The organism is Microbacterium sp. NPDC090281, from assembly GCF_044769635.1.
GTDB lineage: Bacteria > Actinomycetota > Actinomycetes > Actinomycetales > Microbacteriaceae > Microbacterium.
This window is the reverse complement of sequence record NZ_JBIVYH010000001.1, coordinates 588,061-608,411: the sequence shown is the minus strand read 5'-3', so window position 1 is coordinate 608,411 and position 20,351 is coordinate 588,061. Positions and strand designations below refer to the sequence as shown.

The window sequence follows — 20,351 nt, the reverse complement described above, 5'->3', positions numbered from 1 at the left end:
CTGCCGGTCAGACCGGATTCACTCCGCAGCGGGGGGAGCAGCGCACGGGATGGCCGCGTCAGTGATCGACTGGTGATACTGCTCTGCCGTGAACGGAAGACCGAACTCCGGGGCTGTCTGTCCTGATGCGGCCGGGGCTTTCGACGCGATCGCCGCGAGCTCCCAGGAGAGCCGCTGGGAGAACACGTCACCCGCCGTCGAGTCGTTGAGCACGACAGCCACGGTGAATCCTGTCGCCGGGTCGGAGTAGGCCGCCGTGGCGTATCCCGGCGTCCAGCCGTGCTGACCGATCATCGAGCCGACGAGGTAGCCGCCGCCGGTGGCCTGGTACCAAGAGGGGGCGCCGTCGGCAGCGGGAAGCGGGGTGCCGAAGCGGTCCGGCTTCTCCTTCTCGTCCTTGCGCAGCGCCTGCGCCGCCTCCGCCTGCGCGTAGCGGCCGAGGTCGGTGATGTTCGACACGACGCCGGAATCGGTGAACCCCGAGCTGGACGACAGCTTCGTGATGTCGACAGGCGCCGCACAGTCGAATCCGCCTTCGACGGAGTTGAGGAAATGACCGTTCAGCACCGGTCCCGTGCCGGGCTCGGCCGGCGTCGGGCCCGGAAGCGAAGTGCTCGAAAGAGCGAGGGGCTCGGTGACATACTCCGCGATCAGCTCCGATGCCGTCATCCCCGAGGCGCGCTCGAGCGCGAGGCCGAGAAGGAGGTACCCGGAATCCGAATCGCGGAACGTCGTGTGCGGTGCCACCCGCTCGCGTGCGAGGCCGTAGCCGGCGAGCTCCAACGGCGCCCACACCCGATCCGGCGTGTTCAGCCACGCCGACTTGACCGTCGGCTCGGAGGAGCCGACGCCGCTCGTGCCGTTGCACAGATCGAGGAGGGTGATGCCCGCTTCTCGCATGTCCGCGACGCCGGATACGTAGTCCGCGACGTTCGCGTCGAGTTCGACGACGTCCCTGTCGGCGAGAGCGTAGAGGACGTCACAGGTCATCAGCCGCGTCACGTCCGCGATACGGAATGACATGTCGGTCGACAGCTCTGCGCCGCCTTCGCGGTCTTGCGTGCCGATGCTCGCCACCCAGCTTCCGCTCCAGGGCGCCCACACACCGACGATGGCGCCGGAGGCCCCGGACGCGGCGATCGCGTTGTCGACCGCGGCCTGCATCGCGGCGACCGTGTCATCCGGGAGCGAGCCCTCCGCCTGGGCGGGTGGCGTGTAGGAGAAAGACTCCTCGGAGGAGCATCCGGTGAGGACAAGAGCGAGCACGGCCGCCGTCGCCGTTGCGGCGCGCCACCGGCGCGACGAGAGAAGCTGCATGGAAGGACCCCCGAAGACGTGTCTCCCGAGTCTAGAGCGCGGATGCTGAAAGTCGGCCCCGGAGCGGCATCCGAGCCGCGCGTAAGGTGGTGAGAGTGCCCCACACCTTCGATGCCGACGTGATCACCGCCGTCCTTCGCCACATGAACGGCGACCACACCGACGACAACATCCTCATCGCCAGGGCCTTCGCCGAGCCGTCGGATGCCGAGATCACGGATTCGGTGATGACCGGGTTCGACGGAGAAGGTGGAGTCTGGCAGGTCACACGCGGCGGCGCCGTCACCGAGCTGCGCGTGCCGTGGCCCGGTGGAGCGATCTCCGACCGGCCATCCGTGCGCCGCGAGGTCGTCGCACTCTACGACGCCGCCTGCGTCCGCCTCGGCGTCGAGCCGCGGCCACACGCCTGAGAGCCGCGGCCGCACGCCTGACGACTCCGACTTCCCTCCGGGGTTAGGCAACCCTTACACTTGCTTCATGCCCGAGATCCTCTCCTTCTCCGCCGCCCTGCGCGAGCGTTCGTCCGGATCGCACTCCCGCAGCGAGACCGCCGGCTTCATGTCCGACCTCCTGAAGGGCGAGGGTTCGCGCGAGGACTACATCTCCCTCGTCGCGCAGCACTACTTCATCTACGAGGCTCTCGAGGGCGCCGGCGAGCGGATGCGCCAAGATCCGGTGGCTGCAGTCTTCATCACCGACAAGCTCACCCGCCTCCCGGCCCTCGAGGCCGACCTCGAGTTCCTGCTCGGCCCGCAGTGGCGCGAGCAGATCGTGGCGCTGCCGACGACGCAGCGCTACGTCGATCGCATCCGCCAGGTCGGCGCCACGTGGGCAGGCGGATTCGTCGCGCACCACTACACGCGCTACCTCGGTGATCTCTCCGGCGGCATCTTCATCGGCCGCGTGATGGCTCGTCGTTTCGGTTTCGAGACCAACGGCATCGGGTTCTACCTGTTCGACGACATCGCCGACCCGTCCGCCTTCAAGGACGTGTACCGCGAGCAGCTCGACGCCGCGCCGTGGGACGACGCCGAGCGTGAGCGTGTGATCGACGAGGTGCTCCTCGCCTACCGCTTCAACACCGAGCTGTTCGAAGACCTCGACCGCGCCCGCGCCGCCGCCTGAGCGCGGGCTGTCACTGCCGGGGGTTCAGCTCTTCGGCAGTTCGGGAGTCGACGCCGCGAGCCACGCGTCGCGCATGAACCGGCGCACGTCTTCGTCCACCCGGATGTCGCGGGGTCGCAGCGCGCGCGACAGGTACAGACCCTCGAGTGAGGTCAGCCGGCTGAGGGCGACGTACGTCTGACCCGGCGCGAAGGCACCCGAACCGAGGTCGATGATCGCGCGTTCGTAGGTCTTTCCCTGCGACTTGTGGATCGTGACCGCCCAGGCCAGCCGCAGCGGGAACTGGGTGAACTCGGCGACCACGTCACGGGAGAGCTTCTTCGTGTTCTGGTCGTATGCGTACCGGAACCGTTCCCACACGGCAGGCTCGACGTCGACCTCCTCGCCGTCGATGTCGACGCGCACAGCTCCCCCGAGGATGCGTGTCACGGTGCCGATGGTGCCGTTCACCCAGCGGGGCGGCTCCCCCGACATCGCCGTGTCGTTGCGCAGGAACATCACCTGCGCGCCCACCTTCAGCTTCAGCTCGGACTCGGCAGGCAGCGAGGCCTCCCCCCGCCCGAAGTCGCCGCTGACCTCGGCGCGGGCGGTCTGCTCCTTACCCGGCAGCGCGACCAGGTGGCGACTGTTGATGCTGTTCACGATGTCGTTGCGAGTGGCGAGCGTGATCATCGGCACCTCGCCGGGCTCCGGCTCCGGAGGCGTGCGCGCACCCTGAGTGTTCAGCACCCCGGCGATCTCGGCGGTCACCCGGCCGTAGCGCACGGCGTTGAGCATCGACTTGAAGCCGTCGTCGGACTGCCGGTGGATCTGCACGAGCTCGCGCACGTGCAGCTCGGCGCGGGTATCGACCTGGAACAGCCCCTCCTGGTCCGAGATGCCGGATCCTCCGGCCCACACCTTCGCGTCGAAGAACCAGAACGATCGGTAGTGGTCCTGCACGTAGCGTGCTTCGTCGCCCCGGGGCGGGACGGGCGCCAGCTGATACGGGTCGCCGAACATGATGACCTGCACCCCGCCGAACGGCTCCCCCCTGCGGCCTCTGGCCTGGCGCAGCGAACGGTCGATCGCATCCATCAGATCGGCGTTGACCATCGAGATCTCATCGATCACGAGCGTCTCGATCGCGTTCAGGATGCGGCGGGTCGCGTCGTTCTGGTCGATGTCGGCGTCGCCGATCAGACCGATCGGCAGACGGAAGAGCGAATGGATCGTCTGGCCCTCGACGTTGAGCGCCGCGACACCGGTCGGTGCGCAGATCGCGATCTGCTTCTTCGTGTGCCACGCGAAGTGCTGCAACAGCGTCGACTTGCCGGTGCCGGCTCGCCCGGTGATGAACACATGCTCGCCGGTGTCCTCGATGAGCCGGAACAGCTCTTGCTGCTCCTCGGACAGGGCGGGAAGGGACACGGTTCTCACAGAGGCAGCGGACGGACAGGGCGCTCGTCCATGCTACGGCCCGGCATCCGCACACGGCCGCCGACGCTCGGCGTCCCCCCAGGACGCCCTTCTAGACTGACGCCATGGAGCGGGCACGTGCGAGCGCGCCCCGGCGTGCGCGCCTGGGGGTCGATCTGGCGATGCTCGCCGTCATCGGCCTGGTGCTCGTCGCAGCCCTCGGGGCCGGCGGAGCCACGCTGTACCAGCAGTTCTACGGTCCGTCCGCGTTCGTGGTCCGCTACCTCGACCTGCTCTCGAACGGTCAAGCCGCCGATGCGCTGCGCGTGCCGGGCGTCGCGATCGACCGCGAGACCCTCGACAAGGCCGGCATCGACCCGGCCGCATCCGAGGCGATGCTCCGTCGCGCAGCCCTCGCGCCGCTGACCGACGTGAAGGTGGAGTCCGAGAAGCCCGCAGACGGAGGCACCGCCGTCACCGTCAGCTACCACGCCAGCGGCCACCCCGGCACGAGCACATTCCTGATCGAGCAGGACGGCTGGGCCGGAGTGACCCCCAACTGGCGCTTCACCACCAGCCCTCTCGCCGTGGTGGATCTCACCGTGCGCGGTGCCGACAGGTTCGCGGTGAACGGGTTCGAAGTCGATCGGCGCCAGGTCTCGGTCGACGGCGCAGATGCCGTCGCCCTCGAGCCGCTGCCCCTGCTCGTCTTCACGCCGGGGCTCTACGCTGTGACCGTCAAGACACCGATCTCGACAGCATCCGGCCACGGGGTGCTCGCCGACACGCCTCTCGCCGTCACGCCGCTCGATGTGCAGACGCAGCCCACAGACGACTTCATCGAGGTCGTGCAGGAGCGCGTCGAGGAGTTCCTCACCAAGTGCACGACACAGGAGGTGCTCCAGCCGACCGCCTGCCCCTTCGGGCTGCGCGTCACCAACCGGCTCTCCTCATCGCCGAAGTGGTCGATCCCGGAGCAGCCCGAGGTCACGGTCACCCCCGACGGCGGCCAGTGGCAGATCCCGACGACAGATGCCGTCGCACACGTCGACGTCGAGATCCGCTCCCTGTTCGACGGCAAGACCCAGCCTCTGTCGGAAGACGTGCCGTTCCAGCTCGCCGGCACGATCGCGATCCTGCCGGACGGTTCTGCCTCGATCAGGATCGGGTCTCCCGGCGAACCACCCGTCAACTGACGCGGACGCGCCCCGGCCTCACCGGCCGTCGCGCTCGCGCCGTTGATCGCGCTCAGCGAGGGCGGCGAGCTTCGCGTTGTACTCCTCGAGCTCGGCATCCCCCGTCCGGTCGGCGTGCCGATCCGTCTGGCGCTGGAGCTTCGTGTCGCTGCGACTCCACTGGATCGCGACCGTGATCGCGAGGATCAGGGTGGGGATCTCGCCGATCGACCAGGCGATGCCGCCGCCGATGTACTGGTCCTCCATCGGAGAGGCGCCCCAGTCTCGTCCCATCGCCCCGAACCAGTCGGCGACCATGAGTCCCTCCTGCATCATGATCGCGATGCCGAAGAACGCGTGCATCGCCATGACGGCGATCAGGGTGATCAGACGACCGGGGTAGGGCAGCCGGTAGGGCACCGGGTCGGCGCCGATCAGGCTCATCACGAACAGATAGCCCGAGATCAGGAAGTGGATGACCATCCACTCGTGGCCGAGGTGCTCGAACATAGACCAGCGCACGAGGTCGGTGAAGTAGAAGGCCCACAGCGACAGGATGAAGATCGCCGCAGCGACGAACGGATGCGTGACGACGCGGGCGAACGGCGAGTGCACGGCCCACATGATCCACTCGCGACCACCTCGGGTGCCGTCGTCGCGCTTGTGGATCGCGCGCAGCGCCAGCGTGATCGGGGCGCCGGAGACCATCAACAGCGGGATCGCCATCGACAGCATCATGTGGCCCATCATGTGGATGCTGAACAGGTACTCCTGGTACGCGTTGAGCGGCCCGCTGGTCACCCAGACCAGCATCAGCATTCCGAGCACCCAGAACACGGTGCGATGGATCGGCCAGCGGTCGCCGCGCAGCCGCAGGCGTCGCACACCGGCGAGGTAGAAGAACAGGCCGAAGCCCGCAGCCACGAGCCAGAGCACGTCGAAGTCCCAGGCGGTGAACCAGCGCTCGAGTGTCAGCTCCGGCGGCAGCGTCGCGCCGGTGAGGATCTGCGCGGGGGTCTGCGCGAAGGCGGCGACCTCTCCGGTCGGCGGAGGCGTGCGCGCGAGCGCGGCGGCGGCACCGGAGGCGAGTCCCATCAGAGCGACCTCGCACAGGACGAGGAGCCAGAACCAGCCGGCCGCGCGCTGACCTGAGAGCTTGGGGATGAGGCGGGCGCGGTACCAGGCCCCCAGCAGTCCCATGCCGCTCAGCAACACGACCTTGGCGAGCACGATCCAGCCGTAGGGCGTGGTCCACAAGGCATCCCAGCTCCCGACGGCGACGATCGAGCGCGTGATGCCGGAGAAGGCGACCACGGCGAACGCCGCGATCGCGAGCGACGAATAGCGTGCGACGAGCCGTGCGGTGTCGACGTCGCCCCGCCCGCGCACGAGCACGAGAAGCAGCAGACCGCCGAGCCAGACAGCGGCGCCGATCGTGTGCAGCAGGATCGAGTTGACGGCCATGTTGTGCCCGGCGAGGTCGCCGGCGTGGCCCTGCGTCGCAAGCGGGAGGAATGATGCCGCCGCGAGCAGCGCGGTGATGAGCGTGGGGGTCCACGAACGCCACGCGAACGCGAGCACCGTGATGATCGCGCCGAAGATGGTGGTGATGAGCCAGGACTGACCCAGCGGCAGCTCCAGCAGGAAGCGGCCGAGCTGCGTGCCGAACTCACGCTCGATGCTGAGCTTCGGGTTGAAGGCCGCCATGAACGCGAGGAACCCGGCGAGGCCGGCAGCGACCGTGAAGACGGCAGCACCCACCGAGGCGATGTTCAGCGCCGCGTCGAAGGACCGCTCGCCGGCGCGGAGGCCGAACAGTGCGAGGACGAGAGATCCGAGCATGACCGCGCCCGAGACGTTCATGACGAGCTTGGCGACCGGCGTGCCCCAGAGCACGAAGGGCCCCGGGTCCTGCAGGAGCGGCGGCTTGGCGCCTCCGCCGACGAGGAGTGCCAGCACCAGCGCCACCAGGGCCGCAGCGAGCAGGATGATGACTCCGGCGACTCGATACGTCGAAATCCGACTCGTCGTCTCGCTGCGGGAACTCACCCCTCCAGCCTAGGCGCGTCAGACGGGGAGAAAGCACGAAGGCCGTCCCCGTCGAAACGGGAGCGGCCTTCGAAGAGGTGCGGTCTGATTACTTGACGGCAGCCTTGAGCTTGGAACCAGCGGTCACCTTGACGCGCTTGCCGGCCGGGATCTTGATCTCGGCGCCGGTCTGCGGGTTGCGGCCCGTGCGAGCAGCGGTGTCGACCTGCTCGAAGGAGATCCAGCCCGGGATGGAGACCTTGCTGCCCTTGGCAACAGCGTCGGAGACCGTGGCGAACAGCGAGTCGAGGACACCGGAGACGGTGGCCTGGCTCTGGCCCGTGGCGCTTGCGATGCTCGCGACGAGCTCGGTCTTGGTGATGGACTTGTCAGCCATGTCATCCTCCAGCGACGAGATCCCGTCGCATCGTTGTGGGTATCGGAGCGGATGCTCCTGGTCTAGCGACCGCCTCGAATGTACCAACCACCACCCTCATTTCCGCGTCATTTCGCGGGTTTTGGGCAATTACTGGGCGTGTCGCGTCACTTTTGTCACTCCAGTCACAGAAACGAGGGCGCTCAGCGGGGTCGGTGGGCCTCGATCACGGCGCCGGAGGTGCGCTCGAATGCCGGCGCAACGCGTTCCTCCCCGTCGAGATAGCCCCCGACGAGAGCCGCATCCCGCAGCAGCACGAGAGAAGCGGCGACCTCTTCCGGGCGCTCCAGCCCCGCCGTCTCGGCGACCTTCTCCAGCGTGGAGCGGAACCACTCCCGGTGCTCGTCGATGAGACGGCGCACGGAACCTTCGGCGTCCGGATACTCGGCGGCCGCGTTGATGAACGGGCAGCCGCGCGTGTGCCGCTCGCGGATGTCGGCGGCGATGCCCTGAACCACCGCGCCGAGCAGGGCATCGGGCTCGGTCACGGCTTCACCCGCCTCCGCGAACATCGCGCGCAGCATCTCGTCCTCGTGCGCGAGGTAGGCGAGCACGAGGTTCTCCTTGCCGCCGAACTGCTTGTAGAGCGTGGCGCGAGTGACGCCCGCCTCCTCGATCACACGGTCGACGCCGACCGCGTGGATGCCCTCCTCGTAGAAGAGGCGAGTGGCGGCGTCGATCAACCGGGTGCGGGCGGGGCTGGGGCGCTTCGTCGTGGTGTTCATGATTGTCCTTCCTCATCGTGGCATCCGAACCGCGGCTTCCGTTCGACGACTTCACGACTTTCGGGAATACGTTGCGGTAGATAGAACGTTCGGTCTACTATCAGCGTAACGCACTCCCGAGCAGCGGGAGCCGAACCAGAGAGAAGAAGATCATGAACAGCACCGACAAGACCCCGATCGTCCTCATCCACGGCCTGTGGATGACGCCGGCGAGCTGGAACACCTGGGCCGAGCGCTTCCGCGCCGAAGGTCACGAGGTGATCGTCCCGGGGTGGCCCGGCATCGACGACCGCTCTGTCGAAGACATCCGCCGCGACCCGTCTGCGCTCAAGGGCATCGGCCTGAAGCAGATCGTCGACCACTACGAGCGCATCATCCGCGCCCTCCCCGTCAAGCCGATCATCATGGGCCACTCCTTCGGCGGCGTCATCACCCAGATGCTCGCAGACCGCGGCGTCGGAGCCGCCTACGTGGGCGTGGCACCGGGACAGACCGCAGGCATCACGACCCTTCCGCTGTCGACGCTGTGGACCGGCACCCCGATCCTGTCGAACCCCTTCGGCCGCAACGGCGCGAAGCCCCTGTCGAAGCGCCACTTCCACTTCACGTTCGGCAACGATCTGAGCCGCGCCGAGTCCGACCAGCTCTGGGAGGAGTACGCGGTGAACTCCTACAACCGGGTGTTCTTCGAAGGCGTGGCATCCGCTTTCAACGAGAAGGGCGGCGTCACGCACGTCGACTACGCCCGCACCGACAGGGCTCCCCTCTATGTGATCACGGGCGAGATCGACCACGTCGTGCCGCCGGCCATCGGTCGCGCGATCACCCAGAAGTATCGCTCCACCGGAAGCCCCGCCGTCGTGGACTACAAGGAGTACTCCGGGCGCACGCACCGTCTGGTCAGCCAGGACGGCTGGGAAGAGATCGCCGATGACGCCCTCGGCTGGGCCGTCGCGCACACCACCACCCCCGTCGCGTGACGCGCGTCGCCCACACCCCCCACCCCCTCACCCACACCCACACCCACACCCTCACCCACACCCCAACCCACCCCCTCCACAACCCCAACCCACCCCCTCACCCACACCCACACCCCAACCCTCACCCTCCACAACCCCAACCCACCCCCTCACCCACACCCCAACCCTCACCCTCCACAACCCCAACCCGCATGGGGAGGAGATCTCGCTGATGGGCGGAGCATGCGGGCAAGGTGTTCCGCCCGACGGGGAGTTCTCCGCCCATCGCGGTCCGCGTGGACGCAGGGCTCATCGCGCAAGATGGAGGCGCTGAGCGATCGCGACCAGGATCCGGCTCTGCACGGACGCCCACTGGTTCATGAGCTGGTCATAGCCGATGCGGATCACGTGGTACCCGCGGAGCATCAGCTCGGCGTCGTGAGCGATGTCACTGGTGCGTTGGGATCCGACATGGTGTCCTCCATCGATCTGCACGACGAGTCGTTCGCCGATGAGGAAGTCGACCCGATGCCCGATGATCCACACCTGCGGCGTTATCGGCAGGTTCAGCCACGCCATCCGCGTCCGGAAGATGGTCTCGGTCCCCGCGTCAGCAAAGGGCCATGTCTCGAGCCTGCGGCCTCCCGGAGACCCCGCCCGTCTCCGCTGCCGCTCTCTGTTCACTGAATCGGGGCGGCTCCCTCTTGTGCAGGGGCACTCTTCGGTCGGACTTCCACCCGATGGGAGGCGACTGCCACCACCGGAGTCCGCCCATCGGGGAGGAGTCCGCCCATTGCGTGCACGGGTGTGCCGGCGATGGCCGGGGTACGCGAAAGGGGCGAGGATCCGAAGATCCTCGCCCCTTTCGGCTGTCTGCTGAGACTTACCAGCTGGACTTGGTGACACCGGGCAGCTCGCCACGGTGTGCCATGTCACGGAAGCGGACACGCGAGATGCCGAACTTCGTGAGGACACCGCGGGGGCGGCCGTCGATGACGTCGCGCGAACGCACGCGAGCCGGCGACGCGTTGCGCGGCAGCTTCTGCAGGCCGACGCGTGCGGCCTCGCGGGCCTCGTCGGTGGCGTTCGGGTCGACCAGGGTCTTCTTCAGCTCGGCGCGACGCTCGGCGTAACGCTCCACGATGACCTTGCGCTGCTCGTTGCGAGCGATCTTGCTCTTCTTAGCCATTGATCAACGCTCCTCTCGGAATTCGACGTGCTTGCGGATTACCGGGTCGTACTTGCTGAGCACGAGGCGGTCGGGGGTGTTGCGGCGGTTCTTCTTCGTCACGTACGTGTAACCCGTACCCGCCGTCGAACGCAGCTTGATGATCGGACGTACGTCCTGAGCCTTCTTGGCCATTAGAGCTTCACACCCTTCGCCTGGAGGTCTTTGACGACGTTCTCGATGCCGCGGACGTCGATCACCTTGATGCCCTTGGCGGACACGTTGAGCGTGATCTTACGACCGAGCGACGGAACGAAATAGGTCTTCTTCTGCACGTTCGGGTCGAAGCGGCGCTTCGTCCGGCGGTGCGAGTGCGAGACGTTGTGACCGAAGCCGGGAACAGCTCCGGTCACCTGGCACACTGCTGCCATGATGGTGACTCCTTCTATACCGTGAGGCCGGACGGCCCCACCCAAGATCCCTTGTCTGCACGCGACCCCGCCTCGCCGATCTCTCGGCAGCAGAAGGGGAAGCACGCGAACTGCGCACAGGAGTGTGCGCAGACAAAGAGTCAGTTTAGCACGGGTGACGGGCCGGTCGATCCCGGCGACTCAGACGTGAGGCCCTGCGCAGCCTCGGCCGCACCTCTCCCCCACCGGAACGGCGACACCGTCGGATCCGCCTCGATCCAGAAGCGCCAGGGGAAGGCATCCGTCCCCGCGACACCGGCGACGCCGACCCGCGGTCCACTCGCCACGTCGTTCCGCTCCTCGCCCAGCCAGAGCTCGGCCCGCGCTCCGTGCCGCTCCTCGCTCGCGACCGCGTCGATGCCGTCGTGCACCGGATGCCGCAGCCCCACCGCCTGACCCAGGCGACCGGGCCCGCGCGCGAGATCTCGAAGCGCGATACGACCGAGGGGCGGAACCGCCCCACGGCGCCGAGCCGCGGCATCCGCCCCCCACACGACCTCGCCCGCTCGCAGCAGCACGCCGTCACCCTGCCCCTCCGGCCCGCACACGACATTGACGCAGGAATGGATGCCGTGACTCAGGTAGACGTACAGATGCCCTGGCTCACCCCACATCGTGGCGTTGCGGGCCGTGCGCCCCATCCGCGCGTGCGATCCGGGGTCAGCGAACTCGCCCGTGCCCTGCCCGTGATAGGCCTCGACCTCGGTGATGCGCAGCCGCACTTCGACCGGAGCGGCATCGGTCGAGGTGCTGACGAACGTGCGCAGCTCACCCCCGAGAAGACGCGGCGCGACCTCGACCGCCGATGCGCTCAGGTCGCTGCGAAGAGCACGCCGCAAAGCATCCTGCGGCGGCACGTCGGAACCGCGGGGCATCTCAGAATCGCGGGGCCGTCTGGCACCAGGAGGCGTCGAAGCCGGTGAGGGCGACGATCTCCTCGCCCGAGACCATGTCGATCAGGTGCGTCTCGACCTTCTCCGGCAGCGGCAGCAGCATCCCGTCGTACGGGTTGTTCGCCAGGTCGGGCGCGACGACGACCGCTGCGTACTGGCCGCTCGGCGATGCGCACGCCTGCAGAATCGAATCCGCAGAGCTGACCTCGACCAGCGGAGTGGCTTTGCCGTCGTCGTCGACGCGGACGACCGCCTGACCGATCGGGAGCCCCGATTCGTCGCGGGCGACGACGTGTCGGAGTGTGCCGCCGGGGAACGGCGTGATCGATGTGGCACTGCCGTAGTCGGGATCGGATGCAGCGAGCGGCGCTTCCGACCCGTCGGCGAGGTTGAGCTCGACCACGGACCCGTCGAGGCGTTCGATGATCGCCGTGTAGGTGCCGCGGGAGATCCCCTGGATCATCGCCGCGAGACCGAGCGACTGGACGCCCGCATCGCTCGAGCGGTCGACGAGCGACAGCGCGCCGTCGAAGTCGATGAACAGCACGGCAGCGCTGTCGGGCACGAACTGCCAGACGAAGACGCTCGCTTCAGCGCCGGCGACCTCGATGATCTGCGGGTCGTCGTCACCGCTCAGCGACTGGGTGACGAGCACGCTCGCGCGTCCCTCGGTATCGCTCAGCTCCTTGTCGGAGTAGCTGTAGCCGACCAGGCCGCCGCGTTCGGAGACCTGGATCGCGCCCACGTAGCCGTCGCCGGGCAACTTCAGTTCGCGCTGCTTCTTGCCGTCGCGGTCCATCACGAGCAGTCGAGAGCCGTCATCCTCCTCCACCGAGACCACGAGCTGTGTGGAGGTCGCGCGGAAGTCGTTGATCTTGGCATGCTCGAAGACCGGAACAGCCTTCTCGCCGCTGAGGTCGGTGAGGAAGATCTTGTCCTTGCCGTCGACATCACGCCGTAGCAGGAAGATGTTGGACGCCGGTGTCTCGAAGCTCGTCGTCAACGTGGTCGTCGGGCCTCCACCGGCGCCCACGACGTCGGCGACACGGATCGTGTACGTGGTCGAGTCGTCGAGTGGCACCGTGAAGCGCACGCCGATCCCTCGACCGGAGGCGTCGACCGTGAACGGCACCGCAGGCTCGACGGTGACCTGTGACGGGTCGATGTCGGCGAGCGCCTGATTCGCGGTCAGGATGGCCCGACTTCCGGACGACTCGATCGCCTGCTTGGCGTCCACCTGCACATTGCTGATCCGCGGACCCTGCAGGAGGCTGGCGATGCCCAGTCCAGTTCCGACGACGACGAGGACACCGAGGACCGCGACGAGCGTGAGCACGAAACGGCGGGGCTTCACGGTCTTGCCGCTGGCCTGCTCTTCGGAGCGGAAACGAGGCGCTGGCGGCGCATACGCCTCGTCGGACGGGGCGGCCTCGGTCTCGGCCTCGGCCTCGGCCTCGGCGACAGGAGCAGCGCCGACGAATACAGGCTCAGGGGCGACGGGGACCGGCGGAAGCGTGGTGGCCTCGACGTCTTCGCGTGCCGCGACCTCGAAGGCGGCCATCTTCCTGGCAGCGGCCTCCTGCTCGGCGACCTCGCGATCGCCGGCCTCACGAACAGCAGCTTCCCGAGCAGCGGCCTCACGAACTGCGGCTTCCCGAACTGCGGCTTCGTCAGCGGCCGGCGCGTCTGCGTCCGGCTGTTCTGCGGGCGGTGCCCCCTGATCGGCGGGCGCAGCTGCGCGGGCGATCCGCTCGGCCTCTGCGGCCTCGGCTGCTTCCCGCGCTGCACGCATCTCCGCGCGGGTCTGCGGGACCGCCGGTACCTCGGGGCGCTCGTCGTCAGTACTCATACGGGTCTCCCGGCTCGTCGATCGCGACGACGTCGGTCGGTTCGATGTGGAGCTTGCCATCGGCATCCGCTCGCACGGTTCCGGTGACCTCCACCCACTGGCCGGTGGGGTACTCGCCAGGATCCACGGTGACCGGCAGGACCGCGGTCTGCGCATCGATCACACAGTGCGTGATGACCAGCCGGGTGAGGTTCACGTCGTCGTCGCCCGAACCACCAGGGGTCACGAATCCCGTGAGCTTCACGGCGGCTCCGTCGTAGGCGGCGGTGTTCGTCGACCCGGCGAACACGCTCGCCCAGTCTCCGACGCCGAAAGTAGAGGTGTCGGCCACTCCGAGGGCGACCGTGTCGGCACCAGCGAACAACGCGCTCTGCTCCCCCGCACGCGACATCGCGAGTTCGACCGACAGCGAAGCGGGAGGCAGCACGAGGGCAGCGACGACGATGCCCGAGGCGATCACGCCACCAGTGACGGCCGCGACTCCGGCGAACGAGCGGCGGGGGGCAGCCGTGCCATGGTCTGAGTCGGTGTCGTCGGCCGCATCAGCGACCGGTCCGTGATCATGTCCGTGGTCACCCTCTTCGCCGAGCGGCAGGGTGCACGACCAGATGGCTCCGGCCAGGGTCACGACCGCGGCGGTGCACGCGAACCAGACCGACTCCGGGCTGATGTAGAGGTTGAGGCGCCCGGTGAGACCGAGGCCGAGGGTCACCACCGAGATCACCGCAGCGAGCCCGACCCCCAGCCAGCGGGTGCCGAGTGCGCGTGCGCGCGTGGCTGTCTGCTCAGACAGCGCCATCTTCTCAGACAAGGACGTTCACCCCGATCCCGATCGCGAAGGCCGAGGCGAGGACGATACCTACGATGCCGACGAGAGTGCGGGTGGTGAACGTCGTGCGCATCAGCGCGAGCATCTTGATGTCGACGAGCGGACCGACCAGCAGGAACGCGACGATGGCTCCGGAGGAGAACGTCGAGGCGAACGACAGCGCGAAGAACGCATCGACGTTCGAGCAGATCGCCACGGTCATCGCGAGAGCCATCATCGCCACGATCGACAGCACCGGGTTCGACCCGATCGCCAGCAGCCACTCCCGTGGGATCAGCACCTGCACGGCTCCGGCCAGGGCCGAGCCGATCACGAGCGCGGGCATCACGGCGCGCAGCTCTACGAGGAACTGCGTGAGGCTGCGTCGCACGGGCGTGCCAGGTTCGTGGGTGACGCGGTCGCAGGTGTCGACGAAGCGCTGCGTGAGCATGCCGTCGGGGTCGGGGTGGCGGCTGTAGATCCAGCCGATCAGGTTCGCGATCAGGTAGCCGCCGACGAGGCGGGCGACCAGGATGCCGCCGTCCCAGCCGAAGGCCGCGTGCGTGGTGAGGATCACGATCGGGTTCACGATCGGTGCGGCGATGAGGAACGTCATGGCTTCGGCCGGTGCGAGCCCGCGCATCATGAGTCCACGGGCGAAGGGCACGTTGCCGCACTCGCACACCGGGATCAACATTCCGAGCAACGACAAGACCGCACGACGAGCCCACGCGCGCTTGGGCAGCCAGCGATGGATGACATCCGCCGGAAGCCACACCTGCACCACGATCGAGAGCAGCACGCCGAGGATCACGAACGGCAGGGCCTCGATGAGCACGCTCAGCGCGAGCGTGAGCCCGTCCTGTGCGCGGGTGGGCAGCGAGGCGGGGAACAGCTTCGGCAGGAAGGCGTCGACCAGGAACAGTGCGGCGATGATGGCGGCGCCGAGGCCCGCACCGATCCACGCCGATCGCGGCGAGGGTGCCGGGCGATGGGAGTGGCCGTGACGGGTCGCCGTTGCTGCCGAGGAGCTCACGCGGACGCGGCCCTCTCGGCGTCGCGCTTGTTCGCGCACGGGGTGCACAGACCGAAGATGTCGACCACGTGGGCGGCCTCGGTGAAGCCGTGAAGGGCCGCAGTGCGGTGCGCCCACTGCTCGACGTCTTTCGCCTCGATCTCGACGGTCAGACCACAGGACCGGCAGATGAGGTGATGGTGGTGGCCCTGCGTGGTGCAGGCGCGGTACAGCGCCTCGCCCTCGGGGCTCTGCAGCGAGTCGGCGTCGCCGGAGGCTGCGAGCCCGGCCAGCGCACGGTAGACCGTGGCGAGGCCGATGCCGGTGTTGTCGTCGCGCAGCGAGGCGTGCAGGTTCTGCGCGCTCACGAATCCGCGCGCGTCGGCGAGTGCTTCGCGCACGCGTTCGCGCTGCCAGGTGTTCCGCTGAGCCATACGAAGAGTCTAGGCCGCGGGGGTTGGGGAGGGCTGGGAGTGGATCTCAGGCCCGCACACGGCGAACCCGGGCCCGCGCCTTCTGCACGATCCAGCACACCACGTAGATCGTGAACGACAGGGTCGTGATGTACGGGCTCACGGGCAGCGTGCCGGCGAGGGCGAGCAGAATGCCGCCGACCGCCGAGACGAAGCCGAACAGCGCGGCCAGCAGCGGCACGGCGATGGGTCCGGCGGTGACGCGCATCGCGGCGGCTGCGGGCGTGACCAGCAGCGCCATCACCAGCAGCGCCCCGATGATGTGCACACTCACCGCGACGATCAGGCCCAGCAGCACCATGAACAGCAGGCTGACGGCACGGGTCGGCACCCCGCGCGCGGCGGCCGATTCCGGGTCGAGCGAGTCGAACCGCAACGGATTCCACATCACGAGCAGCCCGATCAGCACGACCATGCTGATGCCGATGAGCCAGCCGAGGTCCGGGCTCGAGACCGAGACGATCTGCCCGGTGAGCAGGCTGAACCGGTTGGCGCTGCGACCGTCGTAGAGCGAGAGGAACAGGATGCCGAGGCCGAGGCCGAACGGCATGAGCACGCCGACGATCGAGTTGCGGTCCCTGGCCTTGGCTCCGAGGATGCCGATCAGGATCGCGGCCACGAGCGCTCCGCCGAGGGATCCGGCCACGACACTGCCACCGAAGAGCAGGGCCGCCGCGGCTCCGGCGAACGACAGCTCGCTCACTCCGTGCACCGCGAAAGCCAGGTCGCGCTGCATCACGAAGACGCCGATCAACCCGCCGACGATGCCGAGCACGGCACCCGCGATGATCGAGTTCGACAGCAGGGCCACGAGCTCGCCGTAGTCCTGGAAGGAGAAGACGTCGCTCCAGTCGACCAGAGGCACCATGCCCAGCGCGACGCTCATGCCGCTCCTCCGTGCTCGTGATCGCCGTGGTCGTGGTGGGGCTCGGCATCCGGCACACCGACGACGACGAGGCGGTCGCCGGCGCGGAGCACGAACACCGGGGTGCCGTAGAGGTCGGTGAGCACGCGCGTCTGCAGCACCTCGTCGGGGGTGCCGAGGAGGAACCGTCCGCCGGCGATGTAGAGGATGCGATCGACTCTGCCGAGAATCGGGTTGATGTCGTGGGTGACGAACAGCACCGCCGCCTCCCGCTCACGGCGCTGGCGGTCGATGATGTCGGTGACTCCGACCTGGTTGGCGAGGTCGAGGTTCGACAGCGGCTCGTCGCACAGCAGCAGAGCGGGCTCGTCGGCGAGGGCCTGTCCGACCCGCAGCCGCTGCTGCTCACCGCCCGAGAGCAGCCCGACCCGCCGATCGGCGAAGTGCGAGGCGCCGACCGACTCGAGCAGCCGGTCTACCTTGGCCCGGTCGCCGCGGTGCGGGATGGGGAAGCCGAAGCGGCTCCCCTGCACCCCGAGTGCGACCATGTCACGAGCCCGCATGCTGGTGTCAGGGGCGAGCGAGCGCTGCTGCGGGATGTATCCGATGCGGGAGTTGCCGCGGTGCACGGGCTCACCCGCGACGCGGATCGTGCCCGAAGACAGCGGCTGCAGACCGAGGATGCTGCGCAGCAGGGTGGTCTTGCCCGACCCGGAGGGGCCGAGCACCGCGATGAACTCCCCCGGCTCGACCGTGAGGTCAAGGCCCGACCAGAGTTCGCGATCACCGCGGTGCAGCGACGCGTCGGAGATCTCGAGGACCGGATTCTCGCGCTGTGGGGCGCCGCTCACGACTTGACGGCGGCGGCGAGGCTCTGGATCGCGTCACTCATCCACTCAGAGTACGACGATCCGTCCTCGAGCAGCTCCGTGAAGGCGACGACGGGGATGCCGGCGTCCTTCGCCGCGGTCTCGACGCGCTGCGTCTCGGAGCCGCCGGTCTGCGCGTTGGTCAGCAGGGCAGTGACCTGGCCGCTGCCGATCACGTCGAGCGCCTGGAGCAGCACGGCCGGGGCGACGTCGGTGCCCTCCTCGACCGACTCGGCGAATCCTTCGGGGGTGACGTCGGTGAATCCGGCGGCTGCGGCGAGGTAGCCGGGCAGCGGCTCGGTGATGAAGACGTTCACGTCCGGCGCCTCCGTCTTGAGGGTCGCAAGCTCCGTCTCGAAGCCCTCGAGGTCGGCGGTGAGGGTGGCCGCGTTGGCCGCGAACTCCTTTGCACCATCGGGGTCGAGCTCGGTCAGCTCGTCGGCGATGGCCTCGACGACGTGGATCATCGTGTGCGGATCGAACCAGACGTGCTCGTTGAAGCCCTCGATGTGGTCGTGTCCTTCGTGTCCCGCCTCGTCCTCGGCGTGGTCGTGCGCCTCCTCCTCCGGGGCATCGCTCTCTTCGGGGGCATCGGTCGCCGACTCGTCCGCGTGATCGTGCTCGGCTTCGTCGTGTCCCTCGTTGCCGGGGAAGTCGTGGGAGTACTCGACGGCGGTGACGACGTGCGGAGCCTTCGCGTCCTGCAGCAGCGTGTCGATGAAGGCGTCGTAGCCGCCGCCGTTCTCGATCACGAGGTCGGCCTTCTGCACGGTCAGCCGGTCGCGGGCGCTGGCCTCGTAGGAGTGCGGGTCCTGCGAGGCGGAGGTGATGATCGACTGCACGTCGACGCGGTCGCCACCGATCGTCGCGGCGATGTCGCCGTAGACGTTGGTGCTCGCGACCACCGTGATGGTGCCGTCGTCGCCCTCTCCCGCAGCCGGGGTGGAGCATCCGGCCAGCGCGAGGGCGGCGACGGATGCGAGGGCGAGGGCGACGACGGGCTTCTTCATGCCCTCACTCTAAACGCTAATGAGAACCATTATCAAATCGGGTTCCGGGGTGGCTACCTGATCAGCTCGGCCGGGGCGATCCAGGCCGTCGCCTCGCCGGGAAGCGCAGAGCCCTCGAGTGGGGAGCTCGCCAGCACGGCGTCAGCGGCATCGGCCCCGAGGTCGAACGGCTCGGTGCCGAAGTTCGACACCACCTGCCAGCCGTTGGGGCGGGCGAAGCGCAGCACGTCGGCGCGTCCGGTCTCGATCCATTCCAGAGTCTCGCCGGTCTGCAGCAGGTGCCGCAGGCCCAGAGCCTCCCGGTACAGCGAGAGCGTCGACGCGGGATCGGCCGCCTCGACGTCGACCGCGTACTGGGCGAACCACTCCGGCTGCGGAAGGTGCGCACCCGCAGTCCCGAAGCCGTGCGAGGAACCGGCCACGGTCCACGGCAGCGGCACACGGCATCCGTCACGACCGAGGCCGTCGAAGTCGGCACCGCGGAAGAACCCGGGGTCCTGGCGCTGCTCCGGTGTGATCTGTGCCACCTCGTGGAGTCCGAGCTCCTCTCCCTGGTAGAGGTAGGTGCTGCCGGGAAGGCCGAGCAGCAGCAGGGTCGCAGCGTGCGCCCTGCGGAGTCCGCCCTCACGGTCGAGGCCCTCGGCAGGACCGCCGGCCTTGACCCATTCGGTGCCCTGCTTGACGGGGCGACCGTTCAGCGGCGGGAGTCCGTAGCGGGTGGCGTGCCGGGTGACGTCGTGGTTCGACAGCACCCAGGTGGTCGACGATCCGGTCGCCTGCGCCTGCTGGAGGTTGTCGGCGATGATGCTCCGGAACTGCGCGGCGTCGAAGTCGGCGACCAGCAGGTCGAAGTTGAACGCCTGCCCGAGCCCCTCGGCCGAGGCGTACTTCGCACGGCGCTCCGGAGTCTCGACCCAGGCCTCGGCGACGGCCGTGCGCGGCGGGTCGTACTCGTTGAAGACAGCGCGCCACTCGGCGTAGATCTCGTGCACGTCGTCGCGGTCGACCATCGGATGCGTGCCCGAGGTACGGTCCATCGCGTCGAGCTCGGCACGCGACGGCAACGGCTCGCTGAGGTCTTTCGTGAGCATGTGGGCGACGTCGATGCGGAACCCGTCGACCCCGCGGTCCGACCAGAAGCGCAGGGTCTTCAAGAAGTCGGCGCGCACCTCGGGGTGGTCCCAGTTCAGGTCGGGCTGCTCGACAGCGAAGTTGTGCAGGTACCACTGGCCGTCCGGCACACGCTCCCAAGCGCTGCCGCCGAACACGGAGTCCCAGTCGGTCGGCGGCTCGGAGCCGTCGGGGCCTGCGCCCTCGCGGAAGATGTAGCGCTCGCGCGCAGCCGAACCGCGTCCGGCGGCGAGCGCCTCCTGGAACCACTCGTGCTGGTCGGAGGAGTGGTTCGGGACGATGTCGACGATCACGCGGATGTCGCGGGAGTGCAGCGCCTCGACCATGTCGTCGAAGTCGGCGAGGGTGCCGAGCCTCGGGTCGACGCCCCGGTAGTCGGCGACGTCGTATCCCCCGTCGGCGAGGGCAGACGGATAGAACGGGCTGAGCCAGACCGCGTCGATGCCGAGGTCGTGGAGGTAGTCGGCCCGCGAGACGATGCCCGGGATATCGCCGATCCCGTCGCCGTTCGCATCGGCGAAGCTGCGCGGGTAGATCTGATAGACGGCCGCCTGACGCCACCAGGCGGCGTCTTCGGCGGTGCGGGTCTCGGCGAGAAGCGCGTCGGTCATGAGAGGAGAACTCCTTCTTTCTTTCG

General features: G+C 68.4%; 22 protein-coding genes. 4 read left to right on the top strand and 18 right to left on the bottom strand.

What is annotated here, in order from left to right; genetic code table 11:
* Positions 1–18: 18 nt before the first annotated feature.
* Positions 19–1,317, bottom strand: a complete 1,299-nt coding sequence (locus ACIQTX_RS02955) for a serine hydrolase domain-containing protein (protein WP_028500989.1) — start codon at positions 1,315–1,317, stop codon at positions 19–21.
* Between the two features lie 95 nt (positions 1,318–1,412).
* Between ACIQTX_RS02955 and ACIQTX_RS02950 the strand changes: the two genes are divergently transcribed.
* Positions 1,413–1,727 carry a DUF2470 domain-containing protein gene (locus ACIQTX_RS02950; protein WP_402968658.1) on the top strand — a complete coding sequence of 105 codons (315 nt, stop codon included), beginning with the start codon at positions 1,413–1,415 and terminating at the stop codon, positions 1,725–1,727.
* Between the two features lie 67 nt (positions 1,728–1,794).
* The gene (locus tag ACIQTX_RS02945; protein WP_028500991.1) at positions 1,795–2,442 is read left to right on the top strand and encodes a heme oxygenase (biliverdin-producing); all 648 of its coding nucleotides are present in this window, start codon (positions 1,795–1,797) and stop codon (positions 2,440–2,442) included.
* A 24-nt stretch (positions 2,443–2,466) separates the two neighbouring features.
* Here the strand turns inward: ACIQTX_RS02945 and ACIQTX_RS02940 are convergent, their stop codons facing one another.
* Positions 2,467–3,852, bottom strand: coding sequence for a DEAD/DEAH box helicase (locus tag ACIQTX_RS02940; RefSeq protein ID WP_028500992.1), 1,386 nt, complete (start codon positions 3,850–3,852; stop codon positions 2,467–2,469).
* Between the two features lie 113 nt (positions 3,853–3,965).
* On the opposite strand from ACIQTX_RS02940, the gene ACIQTX_RS02935 reads away from it, so the two are divergent.
* Positions 3,966–5,036, top strand: coding sequence for a hypothetical protein (locus tag ACIQTX_RS02935; RefSeq protein WP_036273508.1), 1,071 nt, complete (start codon positions 3,966–3,968; stop codon positions 5,034–5,036).
* Between the two features lie 18 nt (positions 5,037–5,054).
* Here ACIQTX_RS02935 and ACIQTX_RS02930 read toward each other — a convergent pair whose 3' ends face one another.
* From ACIQTX_RS02930 to ACIQTX_RS02920, 3 genes are all read right to left on the bottom strand, one after another.
* The gene (locus tag ACIQTX_RS02930) at positions 5,055–7,064 is read right to left on the bottom strand and encodes a cytochrome c oxidase assembly protein (protein ID WP_402968654.1); all 2,010 of its coding nucleotides are present in this window, start codon (positions 7,062–7,064) and stop codon (positions 5,055–5,057) included.
* An 88-nt stretch (positions 7,065–7,152) separates the two neighbouring features.
* On the bottom strand, positions 7,153–7,440 hold the full coding sequence (locus tag ACIQTX_RS02925; RefSeq protein WP_017203554.1) for an HU family DNA-binding protein: 288 nt from the start codon (positions 7,438–7,440) through the stop codon (positions 7,153–7,155).
* Between the two features lie 182 nt (positions 7,441–7,622).
* Positions 7,623–8,204, bottom strand: a complete 582-nt coding sequence (locus ACIQTX_RS02920) for a TetR/AcrR family transcriptional regulator (protein ID WP_402968650.1) — start codon at positions 8,202–8,204, stop codon at positions 7,623–7,625.
* A 152-nt stretch (positions 8,205–8,356) separates the two neighbouring features.
* On the opposite strand from ACIQTX_RS02920, the gene ACIQTX_RS02915 reads away from it, so the two are divergent.
* Complete coding sequence (locus tag ACIQTX_RS02915; RefSeq protein ID WP_402968647.1) at positions 8,357–9,184, top strand: alpha/beta hydrolase; 828 nt, start codon at positions 8,357–8,359, stop codon at positions 9,182–9,184.
* Positions 9,185–9,472: 288 nt separating this feature from the next.
* Here the strand turns inward: ACIQTX_RS02915 and ACIQTX_RS02910 are convergent, their stop codons facing one another.
* From ACIQTX_RS02910 to ACIQTX_RS02850, 13 genes are all read right to left on the bottom strand, one after another.
* A complete protein-coding gene (locus ACIQTX_RS02910) occupies positions 9,473–9,742 on the bottom strand; it encodes an endonuclease domain-containing protein (protein ID WP_402968644.1) in 270 nt (89 codons plus the stop codon).
* Positions 9,743–10,046: 304 nt separating this feature from the next.
* Entirely contained in the window at positions 10,047–10,352 is a 306-nt protein-coding gene (rpsN, locus tag ACIQTX_RS02905; RefSeq protein ID WP_017829734.1) for a 30S ribosomal protein S14, read from the bottom strand.
* A 3-nt stretch (positions 10,353–10,355) separates the two neighbouring features.
* Positions 10,356–10,526 carry a 50S ribosomal protein L33 gene (gene rpmG / locus ACIQTX_RS02900; protein WP_028500995.1) on the bottom strand — a complete coding sequence of 57 codons (171 nt, stop codon included), beginning with the start codon at positions 10,524–10,526 and terminating at the stop codon, positions 10,356–10,358.
* Entirely contained in the window at positions 10,526–10,762 is a 237-nt protein-coding gene (gene rpmB / locus ACIQTX_RS02895; RefSeq protein ID WP_017203559.1) for a 50S ribosomal protein L28, read from the bottom strand. Before rpmB ends, rpmG begins: the two co-directional genes overlap by 1 nt.
* A gap of 140 nt (positions 10,763–10,902) precedes the next feature.
* Entirely contained in the window at positions 10,903–11,676 is a 774-nt protein-coding gene (locus tag ACIQTX_RS02890) for a DNA-3-methyladenine glycosylase (protein WP_402968640.1), read from the bottom strand.
* A gap of 1 nt (position 11,677) precedes the next feature.
* Entirely contained in the window at positions 11,678–13,543 is a 1,866-nt protein-coding gene (locus ACIQTX_RS02885) for a hypothetical protein (protein WP_402968637.1), read from the bottom strand.
* The gene (locus tag ACIQTX_RS02880; protein WP_402968634.1) at positions 13,533–14,342 is read right to left on the bottom strand and encodes a TIGR03943 family putative permease subunit; all 810 of its coding nucleotides are present in this window, start codon (positions 14,340–14,342) and stop codon (positions 13,533–13,535) included. Before ACIQTX_RS02880 ends, ACIQTX_RS02885 begins: the two co-directional genes overlap by 11 nt.
* Positions 14,343–14,346: 4 nt before the next feature.
* A complete protein-coding gene (locus ACIQTX_RS02875; RefSeq protein ID WP_028500998.1) occupies positions 14,347–15,387 on the bottom strand; it encodes a permease in 1,041 nt (346 codons plus the stop codon).
* Entirely contained in the window at positions 15,384–15,800 is a 417-nt protein-coding gene (locus tag ACIQTX_RS02870; RefSeq protein ID WP_028500999.1) for a Fur family transcriptional regulator, read from the bottom strand. Before ACIQTX_RS02870 ends, ACIQTX_RS02875 begins: the two co-directional genes overlap by 4 nt.
* A gap of 46 nt (positions 15,801–15,846) precedes the next feature.
* On the bottom strand, positions 15,847–16,707 hold the full coding sequence (locus tag ACIQTX_RS02865; RefSeq protein ID WP_402608531.1) for a metal ABC transporter permease: 861 nt from the start codon (positions 16,705–16,707) through the stop codon (positions 15,847–15,849).
* 14 nt (positions 16,708–16,721) lie between these two features.
* Positions 16,722–17,555 (bottom strand): metal ABC transporter ATP-binding protein, encoded by an 834-nt coding sequence (locus tag ACIQTX_RS02860; RefSeq protein ID WP_402968630.1) that lies wholly within the window; start codon positions 17,553–17,555, stop codon positions 16,722–16,724.
* The gene (locus ACIQTX_RS02855; RefSeq protein ID WP_402968627.1) at positions 17,552–18,583 is read right to left on the bottom strand and encodes a metal ABC transporter solute-binding protein, Zn/Mn family; all 1,032 of its coding nucleotides are present in this window, start codon (positions 18,581–18,583) and stop codon (positions 17,552–17,554) included. Before ACIQTX_RS02855 ends, ACIQTX_RS02860 begins: the two co-directional genes overlap by 4 nt.
* Positions 18,584–18,636: 53 nt before the next feature.
* Positions 18,637–20,325, bottom strand: a complete 1,689-nt coding sequence (locus tag ACIQTX_RS02850) for a glycoside hydrolase family 13 protein (RefSeq protein ID WP_402968624.1) — start codon at positions 20,323–20,325, stop codon at positions 18,637–18,639.
* Positions 20,326–20,351 lie beyond the last annotated feature (26 nt).

What these genes read in the sequence shown, in the direction of transcription:
- ACIQTX_RS02880 (WP_402968634.1), bottom strand. Translation starts at nt 14,342, where the DNA reads ATGGCGCTGTCTGAGCAGACAGCCACGCGCGCACGCGCACTCGGCACC.
- ACIQTX_RS02920 (WP_402968650.1), bottom strand. Translation starts at nt 8,204, where the DNA reads ATGAACACCACGACGAAGCGCCCCAGCCCCGCCCGCACCCGGTTGATC.
- ACIQTX_RS02955 (WP_028500989.1), bottom strand. Translation starts at nt 1,317, where the DNA reads ATGCAGCTTCTCTCGTCGCGCCGGTGGCGCGCCGCAACGGCGACGGCG.
- ACIQTX_RS02945 (WP_028500991.1), top strand. Translation starts at nt 1,795, where the DNA reads ATGCCCGAGATCCTCTCCTTCTCCGCCGCCCTGCGCGAGCGTTCGTCC.
- ACIQTX_RS02915 (WP_402968647.1), top strand. Translation starts at nt 8,357, where the DNA reads ATGAACAGCACCGACAAGACCCCGATCGTCCTCATCCACGGCCTGTGG.
- ACIQTX_RS02870 (WP_028500999.1), bottom strand. Translation starts at nt 15,800, where the DNA reads ATGGCTCAGCGGAACACCTGGCAGCGCGAACGCGTGCGCGAAGCACTC.
- ACIQTX_RS02925 (WP_017203554.1), bottom strand. Translation starts at nt 7,440, where the DNA reads ATGGCTGACAAGTCCATCACCAAGACCGAGCTCGTCGCGAGCATCGCA.
- ACIQTX_RS02885 (WP_402968637.1), bottom strand. Translation starts at nt 13,543, where the DNA reads ATGAGTACTGACGACGAGCGCCCCGAGGTACCGGCGGTCCCGCAGACC.
- rpsN (WP_017829734.1), bottom strand. Translation starts at nt 10,352, where the DNA reads ATGGCTAAGAAGAGCAAGATCGCTCGCAACGAGCAGCGCAAGGTCATC.
- ACIQTX_RS02935 (WP_036273508.1), top strand. Translation starts at nt 3,966, where the DNA reads ATGGAGCGGGCACGTGCGAGCGCGCCCCGGCGTGCGCGCCTGGGGGTC.
- ACIQTX_RS02850 (WP_402968624.1), bottom strand. Translation starts at nt 20,325, where the DNA reads ATGACCGACGCGCTTCTCGCCGAGACCCGCACCGCCGAAGACGCCGCC.
- ACIQTX_RS02855 (WP_402968627.1), bottom strand. Translation starts at nt 18,583, where the DNA reads ATGAAGAAGCCCGTCGTCGCCCTCGCCCTCGCATCCGTCGCCGCCCTC.
- ACIQTX_RS02910 (WP_402968644.1), bottom strand. Translation starts at nt 9,742, where the DNA reads ATGGCGTGGCTGAACCTGCCGATAACGCCGCAGGTGTGGATCATCGGG.
- rpmB (WP_017203559.1), bottom strand. Translation starts at nt 10,762, where the DNA reads ATGGCAGCAGTGTGCCAGGTGACCGGAGCTGTTCCCGGCTTCGGTCAC.
- ACIQTX_RS02865 (WP_402608531.1), bottom strand. Translation starts at nt 16,707, where the DNA reads ATGGTGCCTCTGGTCGACTGGAGCGACGTCTTCTCCTTCCAGGACTAC.
- ACIQTX_RS02890 (WP_402968640.1), bottom strand. Translation starts at nt 11,676, where the DNA reads ATGCCCCGCGGTTCCGACGTGCCGCCGCAGGATGCTTTGCGGCGTGCT.
- rpmG (WP_028500995.1), bottom strand. Translation starts at nt 10,526, where the DNA reads ATGGCCAAGAAGGCTCAGGACGTACGTCCGATCATCAAGCTGCGTTCG.